The 22,224-nt window shown below is 64.6% G+C and carries 5 protein-coding genes; all 5 read left to right on the top strand.

The window, feature by feature from the left end:
* The first annotated feature begins 11 nt into the window (after window positions 1-11).
* Window positions 12-9,176 (top strand): non-ribosomal peptide synthetase, encoded by a 9,165-nt coding sequence (locus tag IG629_RS20700; RefSeq protein ID WP_319025144.1) that lies wholly within the window; start codon window positions 12-14, stop codon window positions 9,174-9,176.
* On the top strand, window positions 9,176-15,055 hold the full coding sequence (locus tag IG629_RS20695; protein ID WP_193173815.1) for a type I polyketide synthase: 5,880 nt from the start codon (window positions 9,176-9,178) through the stop codon (window positions 15,053-15,055). The genes IG629_RS20700 and IG629_RS20695 overlap by 1 nt, the downstream gene beginning before the upstream one ends.
* A 2-nt stretch (window positions 15,056-15,057) precedes the next feature.
* Complete coding sequence (gene asnB, locus IG629_RS20690; RefSeq protein WP_193173814.1) at window positions 15,058-16,929, top strand: asparagine synthase (glutamine-hydrolyzing); 1,872 nt, start codon at window positions 15,058-15,060, stop codon at window positions 16,927-16,929.
* 19 nt (window positions 16,930-16,948) lie between these two features.
* Window positions 16,949-18,766 (top strand): non-ribosomal peptide synthetase, encoded by a 1,818-nt coding sequence (locus IG629_RS20685; RefSeq protein ID WP_193173813.1) that lies wholly within the window; start codon window positions 16,949-16,951, stop codon window positions 18,764-18,766.
* A partial coding sequence (locus IG629_RS20680; RefSeq protein WP_193173812.1) for a non-ribosomal peptide synthetase occupies window positions 18,763-22,224 on the top strand: 3,462 nt, incomplete at its 3' end. The genes IG629_RS20685 and IG629_RS20680, both read left to right, overlap by 4 nt.

Below are 22,224 nucleotides of genomic sequence, written 5' to 3'. Positions count from 1 at the left end.
ACGCGGCGGAGATCGACGTCTGCGATGCGGATGTTCCAGCGCCGCAGAGCGACGGCGCCAGCCTCGCCTATGTCATGTACACCTCAGGCTCCACGGGACGCCCCAAGGGCGTCATGGTGCCCCAGCGCGCCGTCACACGCCTCGTCCGCGACACAGACTATATCGACATCAAACCCGGTGATCGCATCGCGCAGGCCGCGACACCCGTCTTCGACGCTGCAACCTTCGAGATCTGGGGCGCGCTCCTCAACGGCGCCGCCATCGAACTCCTCGAACGTGACGACATCCTCGATCCGGATCGCTTCGCCGAGCTTCTAAGGCAGGGCCGCTTCAATACGATGTTCCTCACAGCCACCCTGTTCAACAGGATGGCGCAGATCGCCCCGAGCCTCTTTGCAAAGCTCGACACATTGCTGGTCGGTGGCGAGGCACTCGATCCACGATGGATCCGTGCCGTGCTTGAGGCCGCGCCACCGACCCGGCTTCTCAACGGCTACGGGCCGACCGAATGCACCACATTCGCGGTTTGCCATCACATCACGGAGGTTCCTGAGGACGCGGCCACGATCCCCATTGGCCATCCCATCGCCAACACCGTGGCGCACATTCTCGATCCGGACGGTAATCCCGTGCCGGCAGGCATCGCGGGTGAGCTGCATCTCGGCGGTGACGGTCTCGCAGTCGGGTATCTCGCACAGCCGGAGCTGACCGAAGAGCGCTTCATTGACCATCCGAGCTTCGGGCGGCTCTACCGCACGGGCGATCTCTGCCGCTGGAACCAGGACGGCGCCATCGATTATCTCGGGCGCACCGATCATCAGATCAAGCTGCGCGGCTTCCGCATCGAGCTCGGAGAGATCGAGGCCGCCCTGCGGGCCCGACCGGACGTCGAGGAAGCCGTCGCCATCCTCGCTGGCGAAGGAGAGCATCGCCGCATCGTCGCCTATGTCACGGGTGAAGGTCTCGACGGTGCAACCCTCCGGCGGGAACTCCAGACCGCTCTCCCCAGCTACATGGTTCCCTCCGAGGTCATGCTGCTCAACGCCCTGCCCCTCACCGTCACAGGCAAACTCGACCGCAAAGCGCTGCCAGAACCAGACGCTGTGGCGGAACGGGCAGATGCAGATACTCCCGCGTCCCCTGCCGAGGAACTCCTCGCCGGCCTCTGGGCGGATGTGCTGAAGACAGGCGCCATCGGGCGGTCGGAGAACTTCTTCGATCTCGGCGGTCATTCCCTGCTGGCAACGCAGCTGCTCTCCCGCATCCGCGCCGCCTTCGGTGCCGACATCGCCCTCCGCCTGCTGTTCGAGCATCCAACCCTCTCGGCACAGGCCGCCGCCATCGAGGCAGACCGCCGCGGCACGCCACCGCCGCCGATTGTCCGACGCTCGGATCAGAGCGCGCTCCCCCTCTCCTTCGCACAACAGCGCCTCTGGTTCCTCGCTGAACTGGAGCCGGACAACCCGTTCTACAACACACCACTCGCGCTACGCCTCAAGGGCCAGCTCGACAGGACCGCGCTGCAACAGGCATTCGACCAACTGGTCGCGCGCCATGAGGTGCTGCGTACCGCGTTCCGGAACGCCCATGGGGAACCTGTTCAGGTAATCCTCGACCATCTCGACGTGCCCTTGCAGGAAATCGACCTTACCGGAACGCCGGCGGACGCACGCGAGACCGCGATGCTGGCAGAGGCGGAAAGGGCCGCCCGCGCGCCGTTCACCGATCTCGGCGTACCGCCTCTGCTGCGCGCGGAACTCGTCATCCTGGGGCCGGAAGAGCATGTCCTGCTCCTGACCGTGCATCACATCATCATCGACGGCTGGTCGCTCAACGTCCTGACCCGCGAGCTCGCTCAAGCCTACAAAGCCCATTTGCATGGCGCCCCGGAAGTGCTTCCGCCATTGCCAGTCCAATATGCCGACTATGCCGCCTGGCAGCGCGACTGGCTGCGCGGTGACGTCTTGGGGCAGCAACTTTCCTATTGGCGACACCAGCTTGCCGACGCACCGCCCATGCTTTCCCTGCCGACGGACAGGCCACGCCCGGCGGTGCAGAGTTTCCGGGGCGGCAGCCTGCGCTTCACCATCGGCGCGGAGACACGCGACAAGCTGAAAGAGTTGAGCCGGACGCATAACGTCACCCTGTTCATGACCTTGCTGGCCGGCTTCGCCACGCTGCTGTACCGCTATAGCGGCCAGGACGACATCGTCATCGGCTCCCCCATCGCCAACCGCACCAGGGCCGAAAGCGAGGAGCTGATCGGCTTCTTTGTCAATACGCTGGCGCTGCGGGTGAGGCTGTCCGACAACGCCGACATTCCAGGCCTGCTGGATCAGGTCCGGCAGACAGCGCTCGACGCCTATGCGCATCAGGATCTTCCCTTCGAGCATCTGGTCGACGAGTTGCAGCCGGACCGCGACCTCAGCCGCAATCCGGTCTTCCAGGTCATGATGGCGCTGCAGAACATGCCGCTCGAACAAAGCGATGTGGAAGGCCTGCAACTGAGCCCCGTCCATATCGACCGGCGCGCTGCCCTGTTCGATCTGGTTCTGGATTTCTGGGACATGGATGACGGCTTGCAGGGCGTGATCGAATACAACCGCGACCTCTTCGACCATGACACGGTCGAGCGCATGGTCGGTCACTTCACGGTGCTGTTGCAGGCGATCACAGAGGCACCGGAGACGAGGATCGACGCGTTGCCCCTGATGGAGATGGACGAGCGGGCGGCGATCCTGGCGCTGTCGAACGGACCGGACATCATACATCCGGTCGCGCAGAGTGTCGCCGAAGCGTTCGAGCGCCAGGTCTCCGCCTCGCCGGAGCGCGTGGCGGCCGAGGCGCACGGAATCCGCCTCGATTATTCGGAACTGAACCGGCGCGCGAACAGGCTCGCAAATCTTCTGATCGCACTGGATATCGCGCCGGGAGACCCGGTCGCCATATTGGTGCTGCGCGGCCTCGACTATCTCGCGAGTGTGCTCGGAATCATCAAGGCGGGGGGAATGTTCCTGCCGCTCGACACAGCGTATCCGGGGGCCCGGCTGCGTCACATGCTGGAAGACAGCACCGCCGCCATACTTGTGGCAGACGGGGACAGTCTCGCGACACTTGCGGAAGATGGCCTGCCGGAGACTGTCGGCGATGTGATTCTCGTCGGCGGCAAGACAACACTGGGGGACAGCCCGGTCGGGATCCGGGTGCATATGGCGAGCGCACTCTCCGCACAAACGGACGAAAACCCATCTGTCACCAGCGGCCCCCGCGATCCGCTCTACCTGCTTTATACATCGGGCTCGACGGGGCGGCCGAAAGGCGCGCTGGTGCGTCACGAGGGAGCGCTAAACCATATCTTTGCGGAGTTCCGCCTGCTGGATTTCGGCGCCGATGGTGCCATCCTGCAAAGCGCGCCCGCATCCTCCGATATCTCGGTCTGGCAATGCCTGGGGCCGCTCCTGGTCGGCGGCCGTGTTGTCTTCGCGGATTTCGAGACAGTTGCCTCGCCGCGCGCCCTGCTCTCCCTGATAAGGGAAAGCCACGTCAGCCTGATCGAGCTGGTGCCCGTGGTTCTCGAAAGCCTGATGAACGAGGCGGACGGCCTGCCGGACGACCGCAGAGCGATGCCCGATCTGAGCGCGGCGATGGTTACGGGAGAGGCCGTCTCGGTTGCTCTTGTAAATCGCTGGCTGTCGATCTGGCCGGATATCCCGCTAATCAATGCCTACGGCCCAACAGAAGCCGCAGACGATGTGTGCCAGAGCGTGATCGACGTACCGCTTCCGGCCGAACAGGTCACGGTTCCGATCGGCATGCCCGTCGACAATATCTCCGTGCTTGTCCTGGGAGAGTCACTCGAGCTGCAGCCGATTGGCGTGCCCGGCGAGATCTGTGTCAGCGGCATCGGTGTCGGGGACGGATACTGGCGCCGTCCGGAGCTGACCGCCGAGGCGTTCGTTGCCAATCCCCACACTGATGAGACCTTCGGTAGCACACTCTATCGCACCGGCGATCTCGGGCGCTGGCGGCCTGACGGCAATCTCGAATATCTCGGCCGTATTGACGGGCAGGTGAAAATCCGGGGCTTCCGGGTCGAGCAGGGCGAGATCGAAGCGGCCATCGCCCGCAATCCGCAGATCCGCGAAGTTCTGGTCCAGGACTATCAGGATCCTGGGGGCGAGCGCCGTCTCGCCGCCTATCTGCAGGTCCGGATGCCAAGCGCCGAGGCGTCGGAGCTGATGCAGGATCAGGTCGCGCTCTGGAAGGAGTTGCACGAGGCCAGCTACGCGGACGAAAGCGTCGCCGAAGAGGATGCCACCTTCAACACGATCGGGTGGGACAGCACCTTCACTGGCGAGCCGCTTTCGGCGGAAGAAATGCGGGAATGCGTGGATAACGCAATTTCGCGGATCCTCGAAGTTGCCCCGAAGCACCTGCTGGAAATCGGCTGCGGCACCGGCCTGCTGCTCTACCGCCTCGTGCCGGAATGCGAGAGCTATCTCGGCACCGATCTTTCAGCGGTCGCCATCGAGCAACTACGGGTCCGGCAAAACCGGCTCCCGGTCGAGGGACTGAGCCGGGCCGAGCTGCGTGCGCAGACCGCCGATGATTTCCAGGGGATCGCACCGGGCAGCTTCGATACTCTCGTCCTGAATTCGGTGATCCAGTATTTCCCGAACCACGACTATCTGCTGACCGTCCTGCGTGAAGCCGTCGAGCGGTGCGCCGAGGGTGGCGCGATCTTCGTCGGGGACGTTCGGAGTCTGCCGCTTCTGCGCGGCTATCACAGCGCCGTGCAATGCTTCAAGGCAGAGCCAGACCTCACCCTTGCCGACCTTTCGGAGCGGATCGAGGACCACCTGGCCCGCGAGCAGGAGCTTGCCGTGGCGCCCGCATTCTTCGAATTGCTCTGCCGGATGTTGCCGCGTGTCGCGGGTGTGGAGATCCGGCCGAAACGCGGGGCGGTCCATAACGAGATGACCTGCTTCCGCTATGACGTGGTGATCCGCGTCGGAACAGATTCAGCTGCGCGAGCGCCCATCGACTGGGAGGACTGGCGGATCGATTGCCCCGGTCTGGACGAAATCCGGAACCGGCTTGAGACGGAGCCTGCTCTCCTCGCGCTTCGCAACATTCCCAATGGGCGGCTCGACGAGATGCGCACTCTGCTCGATTGGCTCGACGAGGCGGAGCCGGCCGATACGGTCGAAGCGGCACGGAAACAGATGCCAGCGGCTGCGGGACAGGGGCTCGACCCCGAAACTCTCTGGCGACTGCAGGAGACACTGCCGGTGTCGGTCGAGATCTTCTGGGAGCCCGAAAGCGACTGCGGGGAGCTCGCAGTGCTGGTCCGGCCGAAGAGCCACGTACCAATCGCCGGCGCCTGGTCCAGTCTGATGGAGAAGACGGAGACTCTGTCTTCGCTGCCGTCGGACGATCCCTTCGCCGGATTGACCAACAACCCGCTGAGCGAAAGCTTTACCCGTCACCTGCTGCCCAGGCTACGCCAGGAACTGAAAGGCAGTCTGCCGGAGCATATGATCCCGTCCGGCTTTGTCGTGATGGATCGCTTCCCGCTGATGCCGAACGGCAAGGTCGACCGGCAGGCGCTTCCGGCACCGCGGGTGCAGACGCTTGCTTCAGGCATGGGATCCGCGCCCGCCACACCGACCGAAACCGCCATGCAGGAAATCTGGGCCGAAGTGCTCGGCATCGCACCGCCGGGCACGGAGGAGAATTTCTTCGAGCTGGGTGGGCACAGCCTCAAGGCGACACAGGTGCTCAGCCGTCTGCAGGACCGTCTCCGGAAGGAGCTGACCTTGCGCGATATCTTCAACAACCCGACCATCGCGGCCCTGTCGGAGCTGCTCGACCAGCAGGAGGACGCCGACGCCGCCTCGATCGAAAAACTGCCCGACGCGGAAGATTATCCTGTCTCCTATGCGCAGCAACGCCTCTGGTTCCTCTCCCAGATGGACGGAGGCGAGGCCTATCACATGGTCGACAGCCTGCGGGTCCGGGGACTGCTCAATGTGGAGAGCCTTCGTTTCGCCTTCGGCTCCGTCATAGCGCGCCACGAAAGCCTCAGAACCTCTTTCATTGAACGTGACGGCACTTTGCGCCAGCGGGTCGAGGCGCTGGGTGAGCCACCCGTCGAGCTTGTCGACCTGAGCGATGCGCCCGACCCGCTCGAAACAGCGCGGGAACGTGCCCTTGCCGATGCGGAGCGGGGATTTGACCTGACACAGGCGCCACTCATCCGATTGCATCTACTCCGGCTCGGCGCGGACGATCATGTGCTGCTGTTCAACATGCATCACATCGTCTCGGACGGCTGGAGCATGGACGTGCTGGTCCGAGAGGTCGTTGCGCTTTACAGGGCTGAAACCGAAGGCCGCAACGCAAACCTGCCGCCACTCCTGATCCAGCACCGCGACTATGTCGCCTGGCAGTCCGGGCGCCTCGCCAAACGGGCCGAGGAGCATCGCGATTTCTGGCACGACGAGTTGGGCGACCTGCCTCCGCCGCTGGATTTGCCGACCGATTTCCCGCGACCACCGGTCAAAACCTATAACGGCGGGAAACTCCGGCAGACACTCGACGCGGGCACGCTGGATGCTCTGAACGACTTCGCCAGGGCACACGGCACGAGCCTCTTCATGGTCCTGACAGCACTGGTGAAAACCTTCCTGCACCGGATCAGCGGAGCAGACGATATCAGCATCGGCGTGCCAGCCGCCGGGCGCGGCCATGTCGACCTGGAGCATCAGATCGGCTTCTTCGTCAACACACTGGTCCTGCGCGACCGGATGAGCGGGGCGGAAAGCTTCTCTGACATTCTCGACCGGGTGCGGCGGACTTCCATCGCGGCCTATGCCCATGAGGATTATCCGTTCGACGAGATCGTGCGCGACCTCAACGTGCCGCGTGACCCGAGCCGCAACCCTCTGTTCGACGTGATGGTCGCGTTCCAGAACACGGAGAATGTCGCCTTCGATCTTCCCGGCCTGGATGTCTCCTCCCTTTCGCTCGATTACGGCACGACCCAGTTCGACCAGCTCTGGAGTTTCGCAGAGACCGATACAGGGCTGCAGGTGGAACTCCGCTTCAACCGCGATCTGTTCGAAGAAGCCAGCATTTCGCGGCAGCTCACCTGTTGGATGACGCTCGTGGAAAGCGCCCTCGAAACCCCGCACGATTCCATCGGGCGCCTGCCGCTTCTTACCCCCGACGCGCGGTCGGCATTGCTCGCCAGAGCCGTCTCCGAGATACCGGCCGCGCCGCCTCACCAAAGCCTGACAGGCTGGTTCGAGGCACAGGCAGAAGCCAGCCCGGACGCGATCGCGGTCAGCGATGGCGAAACACAGCTGAGCTATGCGGAACTGAACAGGCAGGCAAACCGTCTGGCCCACCGCCTTAGCACGTTGATCAACATACCCGACGGCGGCGCAGCACCACTGATCGGACTCTGTCTGCCGCGCAGTCCGGAGCTGATCGTCGGGATGCTCGCCATCCTGAAGGCCGGCGGAGCCTATCTGCCGCTGGACCCGAACGCCCCGGCGGCGCGCCTCGACTTCATCCTGAAAGATGCGCAGGCACCGGTCCTGGTCACCTGCCGCGAATTCGCCTCGCTCGCCAATGAGGAAACTTGCGCGCTCTGCCTGCTCGACGAGCCCAACACTCGGGACACTGAGGAAGACAGCAATCCGGACATTCCGCAAAGCCCCGACCGTGCGGCCTATGTCATCTACACCTCGGGCAGTACCGGGCAGCCGAAAGGCACCGTGATCACCCATGCCAACGCGATGCGTCTCTTCACGGCGACGGATCACTGGTTCGGCTTTGGCCCCGAAGATGTCTGGACACTATTCCATTCCTTCGCCTTCGACTTCTCTGTCTGGGAAAGCTGGGGTGCGCTTCTGCATGGCGGCAGGCTGGTTATCGTTCCCTACGATGTCAGCCGCGCCCCCGACCGCTTCCTTGAGCTGCTTGAGCGGGAACAGGTCACGGTTCTGAACCAGACCCCTTCCGCCTTCCGTCAATTGCTGCAGGCAGACCCGGAGCAGACCGCCGCGCTGGCCCTCAGATACGTGATCTTCGGCGGCGAGGCCCTTGACCCGACGATGCTGCGGCCCTGGTTCGAGCGGCGCAGCGACAGCTCTCCACAACTCGTGAACATGTACGGCATTACCGAGACGACGGTTCACGTGACCTATCGGCCGCTTTCCGCCTCCGACGCGGGAAGATCGGCCAGCCTGATCGGCGAGCCGATCCCCGACTTGCAGCTCTATGTCCTGAACGACGCTCTGGAACCCGTGCCAGACGGAATTCCGGGCGAGCTGCTTGTCGGCGGCGCCGGCCTTGCCGCGGGCTATCTGCACCGACCGGATCTGACGGCCGAGCGCTTCATCGAAAATCCCTTCCGGCCCGGCGAACGGCTCTACCGGACCGGCGACAAGGTGCGGCGGCGCAATGATGGCGAGCTTGAATATCTCGGCCGTCTCGACAACCAGGTGAAGATACGCGGCTTCCGCATTGAGCTTGGCGAGATCTCCGCCTGCCTCAACCAGCATCCGGACGTCCGGGAGGCTGCGGTCACCATCCATGAGCGGGACGGCGACAAATCCCTGGTCGGCTATTACGTGCCGCACGAGGCACCTCCCACCGCCGAGGACCTGCGCCGGCACCTGCAGGCACAACTTCCCGCCTACATGGTTCCGTCCCGCTTCATCGCGCTTGAGCATCTGCCGCTGACGATCAACGGCAAGCTCGACCATCGCGCCTTGCCCGACCCGGAGACGATCTCGGTCGATGAGGCAGGACGTGCGCCGGGCACCAAGATGGAAGAACAAGTTCTCTCCATCTGGCGCGAGTTGCTCGGCCATCCGGGGCTCGGCGTCGAACAGAACGTGTTCGAACACGGCGCGCATTCCGTACTCGCCGTTCGCGCCCGCGCCCGCATTCAGGCCCTTCTGGGACGCGATTTGAACATCGTCCTGCTGTTCCAGCACCCGACACCGGCCGCCCTGGCCGCGGCTCTTGAAGCTTCGGCAGAGAGCTCCGGCGGAGCAAAGGCCGCCAGCGACGGCACCGACCGCGCGGCAAAACGGCGCGGGGCCGCGCGCGGACGAAAAGCATCGCGAACACGTGGCAAGCAACAAGGAGCGAGACCCTGATGACGGCAGAAAACACAGTTCCGGAGCGGGACCTGATCGCGATCGTCGGCATGGCGGGGCGTTTTCCGCAGGCGGACGGGGTGGAAGCCCTCTGGCAGCTCCTGCGCGAGGGGCGCGAGGGGCTAACACGTTTCGATCCGGATGCCCTGCGCGCCGCGGGTGTTCCTGAAGAGCTTTCCGCTCAACCCGGTTATGTGCCGGTGAACGGTGCGCTCGCCAACATTGAAATGTTCGACTCAGCCTTCTTCCAGATGCCGCCGAGCGAGGCCCGCATCACCGATCCGCAACACCGCGTCATGCTGGAATTGGCCTGGAACGCGCTGGAAAACAGCGGCCATGACCCGGAACGCTATGACGGCAGCATCGGGGTCTATGTCGGCTGCGGGCCAAGCAGCTACTTGCTCAACAACCTTTACCCAAACCGCGCCGCCCTCGTCGGCAGCGGGGAGTTGCCGCTGCAGATCGGCAACAACAAGGATTATCTGGCGACCCGGATTTCCTACAAGCTGAACCTTACGGGCCCCAGCGTCTGCATCACCACCGCCTGCTCGACATCGCTCGTGGCCGTGCATTTCGCCGCCCAGTCCCTGCTCGGCTTCGAGTGCGACATGGCACTGGCGGGCGGGGCGTCGATCCAGGTTCCGCAGGACATGGGATATCTCCACCAGGAGGGCGGGATCCTCTCCCCCGACGGCCACTGCCGCGCTTTCGATGCCGACGCCAAGGGGACTGTCGGCGGCAACGGGGCGGCCATCGTGGTTCTCAAGCGCCTGGCCGACGCTGTGGCCGACGGCGACCGCATTCACGCAATCATCCGGGGCTCTGCCGTCAACAATGACGGCGCTCACAAGGCCGGATACACCGCGCCCAGCGTCGACGGTCAGGCAAGGGTCATCGCCGAAGCGCAGGAGGTCGGAGAGGTCGACCCCGCGAGCATCGGTTATATCGAAGCCCACGGCACCGGCACCCCGCTCGGCGACCCGATCGAGATTGCAGCACTCAACGAGATTTTCGGCGCCAGCGACACGGAACGACATCTGGGTTCGGTCAAAACCAATCTCGGCCATCTGGACGAGGCCGCCGGCATTACGGGCCTGATCAAGGTGACGCTGGCACTACAGCACAGAGAAATTCCGCCGAGCCTGCATTTCAAGCGCCCGAACCCGGAAATCGACCTTTCCGCTTCCAGCTTCACTGTGGACGACACTCTCTGCCCGTGGTCAGCGTCGGCAGATGGCACGCCACGGCGGGCTGGCGTCAGCTCGTTCGGGATCGGCGGCACCAACTCTCATGTGGTTCTAGAGGAAGCGCCGGAGAAAGAGGTCTCTCCCGACGCGCGCCCGCTCCAGCTCTTGCCGGTCAGTGCGCGGAGTGAACAGGCTCTTGCCGAACGCATTCAGGAATTAGCGTCCTGGCTCGAAGCGCATCCGGAAGAGCCCCTTGGCGATGCAGCCTTCACACTACAATGCGGACGCCGGGCTTTCAGCCACCGCGCCACCGTTGTCGCCAGTGACATCGCGGAAGCGCGCGAGGCGTTGCTCCGTACCGATGCCGAGGCATTCTCCGCCACACCAGAAAACGCACCGCCCATCGTGTTCCTCTGCAGCGGACAGGGGAGCCAGTATCCGGGCATGACTCGGGCACTCTACCGGGACGAGCCGGTTTTCCGAGCCACAATGGATGACTGCGCAGACCGCCTGCACCCCCATCTCGGACTGGATCTGCGCGGCCTGCTCTATCCCGAACCGGAAGCGGACGAGGAAGAGGTGGCAGACCGGCTGCGGCAGACGGCCTTCGCCCAGCCCGCCCTCTTCGCCGTCGAGTACGCGATTGCCGCTCTCTGGCGTCATTGGGGCGTGGAGCCGTCTGTGCTGATCGGCCACAGCCTCGGCGAATATGTCGCCGCCTGCCTTTCCGGCGTGATGGATCTTGATACCGCGCTAGCACTTGTCGCCGCGCGCGGCCGCCTGATGCAATCCGCGCCGCCCGGCGCCATGCTGGCGGTCGCGCTGCCCCCCCGGGAGTTGGAGGAATTTATCGGCGACGGGCTGGAGATCGCCGCCATCAATGCACCCGACCGCTGCGTGGTAAGCGGGATCGGCGATGCCATCGACGCCCTTTCCGGGCGGCTCGAAGAAGCGGGTCATCAGGCGCAAAGGCTGGCTGTCTCCCACGCATTCCATTCCGCCCTGATGGACCCGATCCTGGAGGATTTCGCGCGCGAGCTCGAACGCCACACGCTGAACACGCCCTCAATCCCATACGTATCCAACGTGACCGGCACCTGGATCACGGCCGAAGAGGCACTCGATCCCGCCGCCTACCTGCGCCATCTGCGCGCGCCGGTCGCCTTTTCCAACGGGATCGAATGCGTGCTGAAAGACTATCCCGATGCGGTGTTCCTGGAGATCGGACCAGGCCGGGCGCTGGCAAGCATGGCAAGCCGCATCGCGGGACCGAAGATACGAACCCTTTCTTCCCTGCCGCCCGCTGGAAGCGGGACAGGAGACCACAAAGTCCTGCTCGCCAGCCTCGGCGCGCTCTGGTGCGCGGGGATCGATGTCGATTGGGACAGTTTCTCGGAGGCGGAGCGCGGCCGGGTACCGCTGCCCGGCTACCCGTTCGAACGTGCCCGCCACTGGGTCGATGCGGGAGCCACCGCCGAAATCGCCGCGCCGGAGCCGGAGACCGGGAAACGGGCGGATATCGCCAAATGGTTCTACAGCCCAACCTGGAAACGGCTGCCCTGGGGTGACGGGGGACACGCCGCCACCGAGAATGACTCCCCATGGCTCCTGCTTGGCGATGGTGACGGGCTCGGGCTCGCCCTGGCCGAACGTCTGCGGGCGCGGGGCGAGCATGTCGTCACGGTCCGGAGAGGCCCCGGCTTTTTCAACCTCACAGCCGACTCCTTCCTGGTGCGCCCGACAGCGCATCAGGATTTCATCGCAATGCTGAACACCCTTTCCCGCGATGGGAAAACGCCTGCCCGCATCGTGCATCTATGGTCTCTCGTGCCGGACGATCCGGACCAGGACGGCTTCGTCTTCCAGAGCCTGATTGCAACAGCCAAGGCACTTTCGGAGCACGACACCGGACAGCAGGCGGAAATCACACTCGTCTGCCGCGGCGTGGAAGATGTGTACGGCGAGGAAGAGCTTTCTCCGCACGCCGCCGCCGCAATGGGCCCGGCCATGGTGATTCCCCAGGAATTCCCGAGCATTTCCTGCCGCAGTGTCGACATTGTCGATCCGGGCGATAACGAAGCGGCGCGGCAAACAAGCCTCGACGCGCTGCTCCGCGTGCTGACCACCCCCGGCACGGAAAGGCGCATCGCTTTGCGCGGCCGCTACAAGTGGGGTCAGGTATTCGAGCCCACGCCAACCCGCGCACCGGAAGAAAGCCTGCCGAACCGGCTCCGCCACAAGGGCGTCTATCTCATCACTGGCGGCCTTGGCCGGATCGGCCTGTTGCTGGCATCCTATCTCGCGGAACGCGCCGAAGCCCGGCTCGTGCTGATCGGTCGCTCCGCCCCAACGGACGCACAGTCCGAGCATATCGCCGCAATCGAACGGAACGGTGGCCGCGTCATCACCTTCCGTGCCGATGTCGGCAATCCGGAAGAGATGCGCGGCGCCAAGGCCAGAGCCGAGGCCGCGTTCGGCCGGATCGACGGGGTCATCCACGCAGCAACCCTGTCCGCTTCCGAGAGCTATCGCGAAATCGCTGCACTCACCGCTGCCGAGCGGGCACGGGAGTTCCACGCCAAGGTCGACGGGTTGGCTGTTCTCGAAGAGATCTTCGAAGAAACGCCCCCCGATTTCTTCATGCTGTTCTCCTCCCTCTCTGCCGTGCTGGGCGGACTCGGTTTCGCTGCTTACGCAGCAGCCAACAGCATCCTCGACGCCACTGCCCGGGACCGCCAACGCGCGGGCAACGCGGACTGGATCAGCGTCAATTGGGACGGATGGGATTTCGAGACGACACGCGCCAGCGGATCCGCGCTCGAATGCCGGCTGCGCGAGGCATCGATCACGGCGGAAGAAGGAACGCGCGCGTTCGAGCTGCTGTTCAACAGCTTCTTCACCAGTCAGATCGCGGTCTCAACCAGCGATCTTCCGGCCCGGATCGCACGCCAGCACGCCCCACGCCTCCCCGATGCGGAGGAAAAGACCGTCTCTTCCTCCGATAACGAGGATGCGAATAGCAGTGCGGAGGCAATCATGACGTCGATCTGGAGCGCGGTTCTCGGCCTCGAGAAAATCGGCCCGAATGACGACTTCTTTGCCTTGAACGGGGATTCCCTGCTCGGCACGCAACTGATGGCGCAGATCAACCGGCGCTTCGGCAGCCGCCTCCAGATTAAAACCCTTTTCGAAAATTCGACCGTGGCCGGGCTCAGCGCCTTGATCGCGGAAGACAACGCGCCGAAAGACAAAACTGAAGAGGCGGAGAGCATCACTCCAGCCGCACCCGCCGAAGACTATCCCCTGACCCACGGTCAGAAACGGCTCTGGATCCTGTCGCAATCCCGCGACGCCTCGGTCGCATACAACATGGCCTACAACATGCGTCTTGGCGGGCCACTGGATACGGAGGCGCTGCAGGGGGCGTTCGCCTGTATCGTCGATCGCCACGAAAGTCTCCGGACAGCCTTTGCAACACGGGAGGGCGAGCCGCGTCAGATCGTGCGCAGCGGCCTGCCCTTCATGCTGCCCGTCCGCGATCTTTCAGGTGCAGGTGATCCCGTCGAGGCTGCGCGCGACGCCGCCAAAGCCGAAGCCCGACGGCCTTTCGATCTCGCCCAGCCACCGCTTCTGCGCGTCGAGCTGCTCCGCCTGTCGGACGAAGATCATGTGCTGCTGATCAGCCTGCATCACATCGTCTGCGACGGTCTCAGCCTGAATGTCCTGATGCGCGAGTTGCACCGGTCCTACAGCGCGCTGCGCGACAAAGCCGCGCCGACTCTTCCGCCGCTGATGCTGCAATACCGGGATTTCGCGGTCTGGCAAAACAAGCAGATCGACAGCCCGGCCATGGCACACCACCGCGCCTACTGGCTGGATAAGCTGCAGGGCGAGATACCGGCGCTGGATCTCGGCAATCGCCGCTCGACCGGCCGGAATCGTGGCTTCGACGGCGGGCAGGTTTTCGTCACCCTGGGGCGTAAGGACCGGCGACGTCTGGAAGATCTGTGCCGCGAGCAACAGGTCACGCTGTTCATGGTGCTGACGGCAGCCTTCAAGGTCTTGCTTCACCAGGCGAGCGGCCAGGAAGATATCGTCATCGGGACCCCTGTCGCGGGCCGCGAGGTGGCGGAACTCGACGGCCAGATCGGGCTCTATCTCAACAACCTGGTTCTGCGGGATCGCATTACCCGGCGTGAAAGCTTCAAGGATTTGCTGCGCCGGGTCCGCACCACCGTGACCGACGCCTTTGCGCATCAGTCCTACCCTTACGACCGGTTGGTAGAGGACCTCTCTTCCCCCGGTGGCGAACGGCGCAAGCCGCTCTTCGACGTCATGCTCAATCTGATGCCGAGCCAGGACCTGAACCTGCGGCTTGGCGATCTGAAGCTTGAGAGTTTCATGGCCGAGAACGACACAACGCTGTTCGATCTGAACGTCATGGTCAACGACGCTCCCTCCGGCCTCGCCATGGAGTTCGCCTACAACACCGACCGGCACGAAGCGGCGGCGGTACAGAGGCTTGCCGACGGATATCTGACCCTGCTCCGGAGCCTCGCGGCGGACCCGGAGCAAAGCGTCCGCGCCCTCTGTGCACGGCTCGGCAGGCGGACCGGAGAAGCCGCTTCCGAGGCCGCCACAGCGAAAGCCGCGTTCCTCTCCAGCGCGCTCAATCTCGACGAGGTGTTCTAGGGATGTGCGGTTTTGTTGGATGCCATCGCCCGGGCGCGCCCGCTGATTTCGACATGGCGCTTCTCCGGCGCATGACCGCCACCCTGGCGCACCGGGGGCCAGACAGCGAAACGGTGACGACCGAGCCCGGTCTTGCGCTTGGCTTTCGCCGGCTGGCTATCATCGATCTGGAAGGCGGCGAGCAACCGGTCCGGAACGAGGACGACGCGATCACCGTCGTCTGCAACGGCGAGATCTACAATCACCGGGAGCTGCGCGACGAGCTGATCCAGCGCGGTCACAGCTTCCGCGCCCGGGTCGACGTGGAAGTGCTACCGCATCTCTATGAAGAGTTCGGCCCGTCCTTCGTCTCGCGGCTGAACGGCCAATTCGCTTTTGTCCTTTATGACCGGACGCGCGGTCGGTTGCTGCTTGGCCGGGATCAGGCCGGGATTGCGCCGCTCTTCTATGTCTTCCGCGACGGAATGCTGCTCTTCGCCTCCGAGATCAAGGCTCTCCTGGAACATCCGATGGTCAGTCGAAAGGTCGATCTGACAGGCCTCGACCAGGTGCTGACCTTCCCCGGCCCGGTGAGCCCGAACAGCCTTTTCGCCGACGTCCGCAGTCTGCCGCCCGGCCACCTGCTGACGCTGGAAGATGGCAGGGTAACCTCCGAGCCCTATTGGGATCTCGACTACCCGATGGCAAAGGATCTCGATCCGGCGGCCGAGCCCGATTACGACGATCTGGATCAGCGGTTGCGGAGATCTGTTTCCCGGCGCCTTCAGGCCGATGTCGATGTCGGTTTTTATCTCAGCGGAGGCCTCGACTCCTCGCTGATCGCCGCCCTGATCTGCGAGCACGATCATGCAAACAACCTGAACCGGGCACGTCATGCCTTCTCCATCGGCTTTACCGACCGGCTGATCGACGAGCGCGCGCCGCAAGATCTGGTCGCCCGTCAGGTCGGTGCGCGGCACCACACGGAAATCTTCGACGGCGAGGCGATCCGGACCCGACTGCGGCAGGCCGTCTGGCACGCCGAGGCCCCGCTCAAGGAATCCTATAACACCTGCTCGCTCGCCCTCTCCGATCTGGTGCGCAGCAACGCCCTCAAGGTCGTCCTCACGGGCGAGGGCGCGGACGAGTTGTTCGGCGGTTATGTCGGCTACCGTCTCGACCGGCAACGCCGTGCGGGGGCGGGCGATTTCAGCCTTGAGGCGCAAAACGCACGCGAAACCCAGGAACGGCTCTGGGGCGACCCCGACTTCTTTTACGAGCGCGACTACGGGGCCTTCGCGGAGATCAAGACCGCGCTCTACGCGCCCGAAATCGCCGCCGATCTTGCCTCCTTCGATTGCTGCCAAGGCGCACTGCTCGACCGCTCAAAGATGATCGGACGGCATCCGCTTCACCAGAGGTCCTATGCGGATTTCAAGCTCCGCCTCGCCGACCATCTGCTCTCCGATCACGGCGACCGGGTGGCCTATGCCCATTCGGTCGAGGCCCGCTATCCGTTTCTCGATCCCGAGGTCATCGAGTGGGTGCGGACAGCGCCGCCCGACTGCCTCGTGCAGGACATGACCGAGAAATACCCACTGCGCCGTCTCGCCGCGCACCGCCTGCCGCCGGAAGTGACCAAGCGCGAGAAATTCGGCTTTGTCGCCCCCTCCAGCGCGTCGCTGCTGCAGGACGGCGCCGACTGGGTCGAGGATCTGCTGAGCCATGAACGGATCAAACGCGCCGGGTATTTTGACGCCGACACGGTTGAGCGTCTGAAGACCCGCTATCGGCAGCCCGGCTTCCGGCTGAACACAACCTTCGAGCCTGACCTTCTGATGATCGTCCTCTCCTTCGAACTCTTCCGGGAGTGCTTCGATGTCCCCCCTCTGTGAGCCCGCGAGGAAAACACGCATGAGTAAGTTGATTCCGCACCGCGTTTTCGAATATGTCGCCGCCGCGAACGGCAGCCGGACGGCGATAGAGGAACCGGGTCGCACGATCACCTACGCGGCGCTGAACGAAGCCGCCAATCGGGCCGCTCACGGATTGACGGAAAAGCACGCGCTGGGCCGGGGTGATGTCGTTGCCCTGTCGATGCCAGTCGGCGTGGATTACGTAATCGCTCTGCTTGCGGTGGCCAAGGCGGGCGGCGTGTTCCTGCCACTCGACCCGGCGGCCCCGCCCCGGCGGCAGGCGCAGATCCTCTCCATCGCCGATCCTGTGCTCGCAATCTCCGACAGGCCGATGGAGCTGGCGCCCGGTCTTGCGGTTTGCACCCTTGCGGAGCTGTCCGTCGACCGGCCGGAGAACCCTGAACTCACGGTAGAAGGAGACGACGCAAGCTACATCGTCTTCACCTCCGGCTCGACCGGCATGCCGAAAGCGATCCTCGGCAGCCAGAAGGGCCTCAGTCATTTCCTGCATTGGGAGATCAGCGAGTTCGGTCTCGGCGCGGAGAGCCGGGTCAGCCAGCTCGCGCCCGCCACCTTCGATGTCAGCCTGCGCGATATCCTCGCGCCGTTGCTGGCGGGTGGAACACTCTGTATCCCGCCGGATGAAGTCCGCACCGACAGCCGCCGTTTGCTGAGCTGGCTGGAGACCGCAAAAGTCTCTCTGGTCCATTGCGTGCCTTCGCTGTTCCGCCAGCTCATGGCGGAACTCGGCGCCGGAGCGTCGCCCGACGCGCGCCTGCCCGATCTGCAGCACGTGCTTCTGGCGGGAGAGCCGCTTTACGGCGCCGATATTCAGCGCTGGCACGCGCTGATGGGGCAGCGCATCCAGCTCACCAATCTTTATGGCCCGTCCGAGACGACCCTCGCCAAGGCGTTCCACCGGATCACGGAGACACCGGACGAGCCCGGCCGCATGGTGCCGGTCGGCACCCCGCTCCCCAACAGCGCGCTGCTGGTCATCAAGGAGGGTGAGCTTTGCGATCCGGGCGAGATCGGCGAGGTCTTCATCAAGACGCCGTTCATGAGCAAGGGATATCTCGGCGCGCCTGACCTGATGGCCGAGAGCTTTGTCCAGAACCCCCTCACCCCGGACACGCCCGACATCATCTACCGGAGCGGGGATATCGGCCGCTATCTGGAGAACCATACGGTCGAGCTGCTCGGCCGGAAGGACCAGCAGGTCAAGATCAACGGCATCCGGATCGAGCTGGCGGAAGTGGAAGCCTCAATCCTGCAGCACCCCGGGATCGAGACCGCCGTCGTCGTCGCGCACCGCTCGACAGCGGGAGCGCTTGGCCTAACCGCCTATTTCATGGCCGCCCCGGCCCTCACCGGCGCCGATATCCGGCACCATCTGGCGGACTGGCTGCCCCCTGCCATGCAGCCCGCGCACTATGTGCAGATGGAGCAGTTCCCGCTGAATCTGCACGGCAAGATCGACCGGCGCGCCCTGCCCCTGCCTGCCGACCTGCTGTACCAGGATGCGCCCTGTATTGCCCCTGCGAACGATACCGAGACCAGCCTCGCCGCACTCTGGGGCGAGGTGCTTGAGCTGCAGAAAGTCAGCGTGACGCACAGTTTCGTCGATCTCGGCGGCGACTCCCTAAAGGCGATCCGCGTGCTCTCGCGCGTCTATCAGGACTTCGGTGTCGAGGCGAGGCTCCAGGAGCTGTTTCCGGACGGCACCGTGCGCGGCCTCGCCCGGGTGCTCACCGCACGCGGCGCCCGGCGGGAGCACGCGTCCGCGCAATTGGACGAAGCGGGAGGTCTCTCATGACGACGCCGGAACTCTTACCAGTCGGCGGCTCCGGGGCGGATGTGCTCGATGCAGACCCATCCCCGTCTCCCGAAACCTCCGCTCTCTCCACGTACGTGCCGGAAACATCCTACCCCGCATCCTTCGCGCAGCAACGTATATGGGTCCTGTCCCAGATGGACCGGTCCGCCGATGCCTATGTCATTACCCGCGCCCTCAGGCTGCGCGGCCCGCTGGATACGGCGGCCCTTGCAGCCACCCTCGAGGGCATGATGGCGCGGCACGACATTCTGCGGACCCGCTTCATCATGCAGGACGACGCGCTGCGCCAGATCGTGGAATCAGACTTGGCCCCACCGCTGATGGAAAGAGATCTCAGCGACGCTTCCGATCCGGACGCCGCCTGCCGCGCCCTTCTCCAGAACGACATGGCGGCCCCGTTCGATTTTGCCCGGGCTCCGCTCTGGCGGGTGCGGCTGTGCAAACTCGGGAACGGAGACTGGGCGCTCGCGCTGATCATCCATCACATCATCGCCGACGCCTGGTCGCTCGAATTGCTGCAGCAGGAACTCGCCCTGCGCTATCAGGCCATCGCGAACGGGGCAGAGCCCGCCCTGCCGGCACCGCAGCTCGAATACGGGGACTATGCGATCCGGCAGCGGGCACCGGATGCACGCCGGACCATGGAGGCGGCCAGAACCTATTGGCTGGAAAAACTGGCGGACCCGACGCTTCTGGAGCTCCCGTCCGACATGCCGGGACCACGCCGGGTCCAGCCGCCGGGAGCCAGCCGCCGGTGCGACTTCGACCCGATCCATGTCCGCAGCCTGAAAGCCCTGGCCACCCGGCATGGCGCCTCCCTTTTCATGGCGCTGACCGCGTTGGTCAAACTGCTGCTCTACCGCTACAGCCACCAACGCGACATCATTGTCGGCACCCCCGTCGCCGGGCGCGACCGGGCGGAGCTAGAGACGATTGTCGGCCTGTTCATGAATGTCGTCGCCCTTCGGGACAAGGTGGATCCCGGCGCGGGCTTCACGGCTCTGCTCGATCAAGTCGCACGCACAGCCTATGAGGCCTTCGATCACCAGCATTGCCCGCTGGAAGAGCTGATCGGTGAGCTGGGCGTCGAGCGCGATGCCACACGGGCCCCGCTCTTCGATGTTTTGGTAGCCCTGCAAAACGTTCCTGCGGCGGAAGCACAGGTCGCTGATCTGAGGATCAGCCAATTCGAAGCCGGACAGGAAGCGGCGAAATACGACCTGCTCTTCGAGTTCGCTGAGCATGGTGATGGCCTTGTCCTTAACCTCACCTACAGCACCGGCCTTTTCAGCAAGACGGCCATCGAGCGTCTTTGCAGCCATCTCGAACGGCTTCTCGAAGGCGTCCTGGCAGCGCCCGAGGCGCCGGTCGGCACCGTGCCCCTGCTGACCCGCGCGGAGCGAAACCAGATCGCGGACTGGAGCGGCGGGGAGAGCCCCTATCCCCGTGATGCTGCGCTCACGGAACTCTTCGGCGAGATGGTGCAGGCGGCGCCCGATGCAACGGCTCTCCGCTTCGGAGACGAGACACTCACCTATGCCGCGCTTGATGCGCGGGCAAACCGCCTGGCCGCCTATATCGCCGAGCGCTTTGATCCGGCGCCGGGCGCCGTCATCGGGCTCTGCCTGCCACGTGGCATTGATCTGATCACCGCCATGCTGGCGACCCTGAAGACCGGGGCTGCCTATCTGCCGCTGGACCCGGACCTGCCGGCAGATCGTCTCGGATACATGCTTGAAGAGGCAGAGGTGACGCTCGTTCTCAGCCACGAGGCGCTAGCGGACGTGCTGCCCGAAGGCGGGCACAGCCTGCTGCTGCTGGATCGCGACACGGACGAGATCGACGCCTGCGATGCGGATGTTCCATCGGGACAGAGCGACGGCTCAAGCCTCGCCTATGTCATGTACACATCCGGCTCCACGGGGCGTCCCAAGGGCGTCATGGTGCCCCAGCGCGCCGTCACACGCCTCGTCCGCAACACAGACTATATCGACATCAAACCCGGTGATCGTATCGCTCAGGCCGCGACACCCGTCTTCGATGCCGCGACATTCGAGATCTGGGGGGCACTGCTCAACGGTGCCGCTATCGAACTCCTGCAGCGCGACGACATCCTCGATACAGAACGCTTCGCTACTCTGCTGCGCGAAGGCAGGTTCAATACGATGTTCCTGACCGCCGCCCTGTTCAACAGGATGGCCCAGATCGACCCGAGCCTCTTTGCAGCACTCGATACCCTGCTGGTCGGTGGCGAGGCACTCGATCCACGATGGATCCGTGCCGTGCTTGAGGCCGAACCGCCGACCCGGCTTCTCAACGGCTACGGGCCGACCGAATGCACCACATTCGCAGTCTGCCATCACATCACGGAGGTTCCCGAGGACGCGGCCTCGATCCCCATTGGCCATCCCATCGCCAACACCGTGGCGCATATCCTCGATCCGGACGGCAATCCCGTCCCCGCCGGTATCCCGGGCGAGCTGCATCTCGGCGGTGACGGCCTCGCCGACGGATATCTGGCACAGCCGGAGCTGACAGAAGAGCGCTTCATCACGCACGACACCCTCGGGCGGCTCTACCGCACAGGCGATCTCTGCCGCTGGAACCAGTCTGGCGCCATCGACTATCTCGGACGCACAGACCATCAGATCAAACTCCGCGGCTTCCGCATCGAGCTCGGAGAGATCGAGGCAGCCCTGCGTGCCCGGCCGGACGTTGAGGAGGCCGTCGCCATCCTCGCAGGCGAAGGAGAGCATCGCCGCATTATCGCCTATGTCACCGGCTCAGGCCTCGATGGCACGACACTCCGGCGGGAGCTACAGACCGCCCTCCCCGGCTACATGGTGCCGTCAGAAGTGATGGTGCTCGATGCCCTGCCCCTCACCGTCACAGGCAAACTCGACCGCAAAGCCCTCCCCGTGCCGGATATGGTTGAGCGTCGCGGATCCGGCGTGCCTGCGACGCCTGGCGAGGAGCTGCTCGCGGGCCTCTGGGCCGACGTGCTGAAGACTGGCGCTGTCGGCCGTTCGGACAACTTCTTCGATCTTGGCGGTCATTCCCTGCTGGCAACGCAGCTGCTCTCCCGCATCCGCGCCGCCTTCGGAACCGACATCCCCCTGCGCCTGATCTTCGAGCACCCCACACTCTCGGCACAGGCCGCAGCCATCGAAGCAGACCGCCGCGGCACACCACCGCCGCCGATTGTTCGGCGCGAAGATCGCGACACGCTCCCCCTCTCCTTCGCGCAACAGCGCCTCTGGTTCCTCGCAGAGCTCGAAGACGGGGAGCATGCCGCCACCTACAACATCACAGCCGCCCTCGGCCTTGACGGTGACCTCGACGAGAGTGCCCTGCGTGCCGCGCTCGTCGCCCTCACCGCACGGCACGACAGCCTGCGCATGACTATCCGGGTCGAGAACGGGCAGCCGGTGCTGGGG

It is taken from the genome of Nisaea nitritireducens, from assembly GCF_014904795.1.
In the GTDB taxonomy this organism is placed as follows: domain Bacteria; phylum Pseudomonadota; class Alphaproteobacteria; order Thalassobaculales; family Thalassobaculaceae; genus Nisaea; species Nisaea nitritireducens.
The sequence above is the reverse complement of the archived record's forward strand: the minus strand, read 5'-3'. Positions and strand labels throughout refer to the sequence as shown.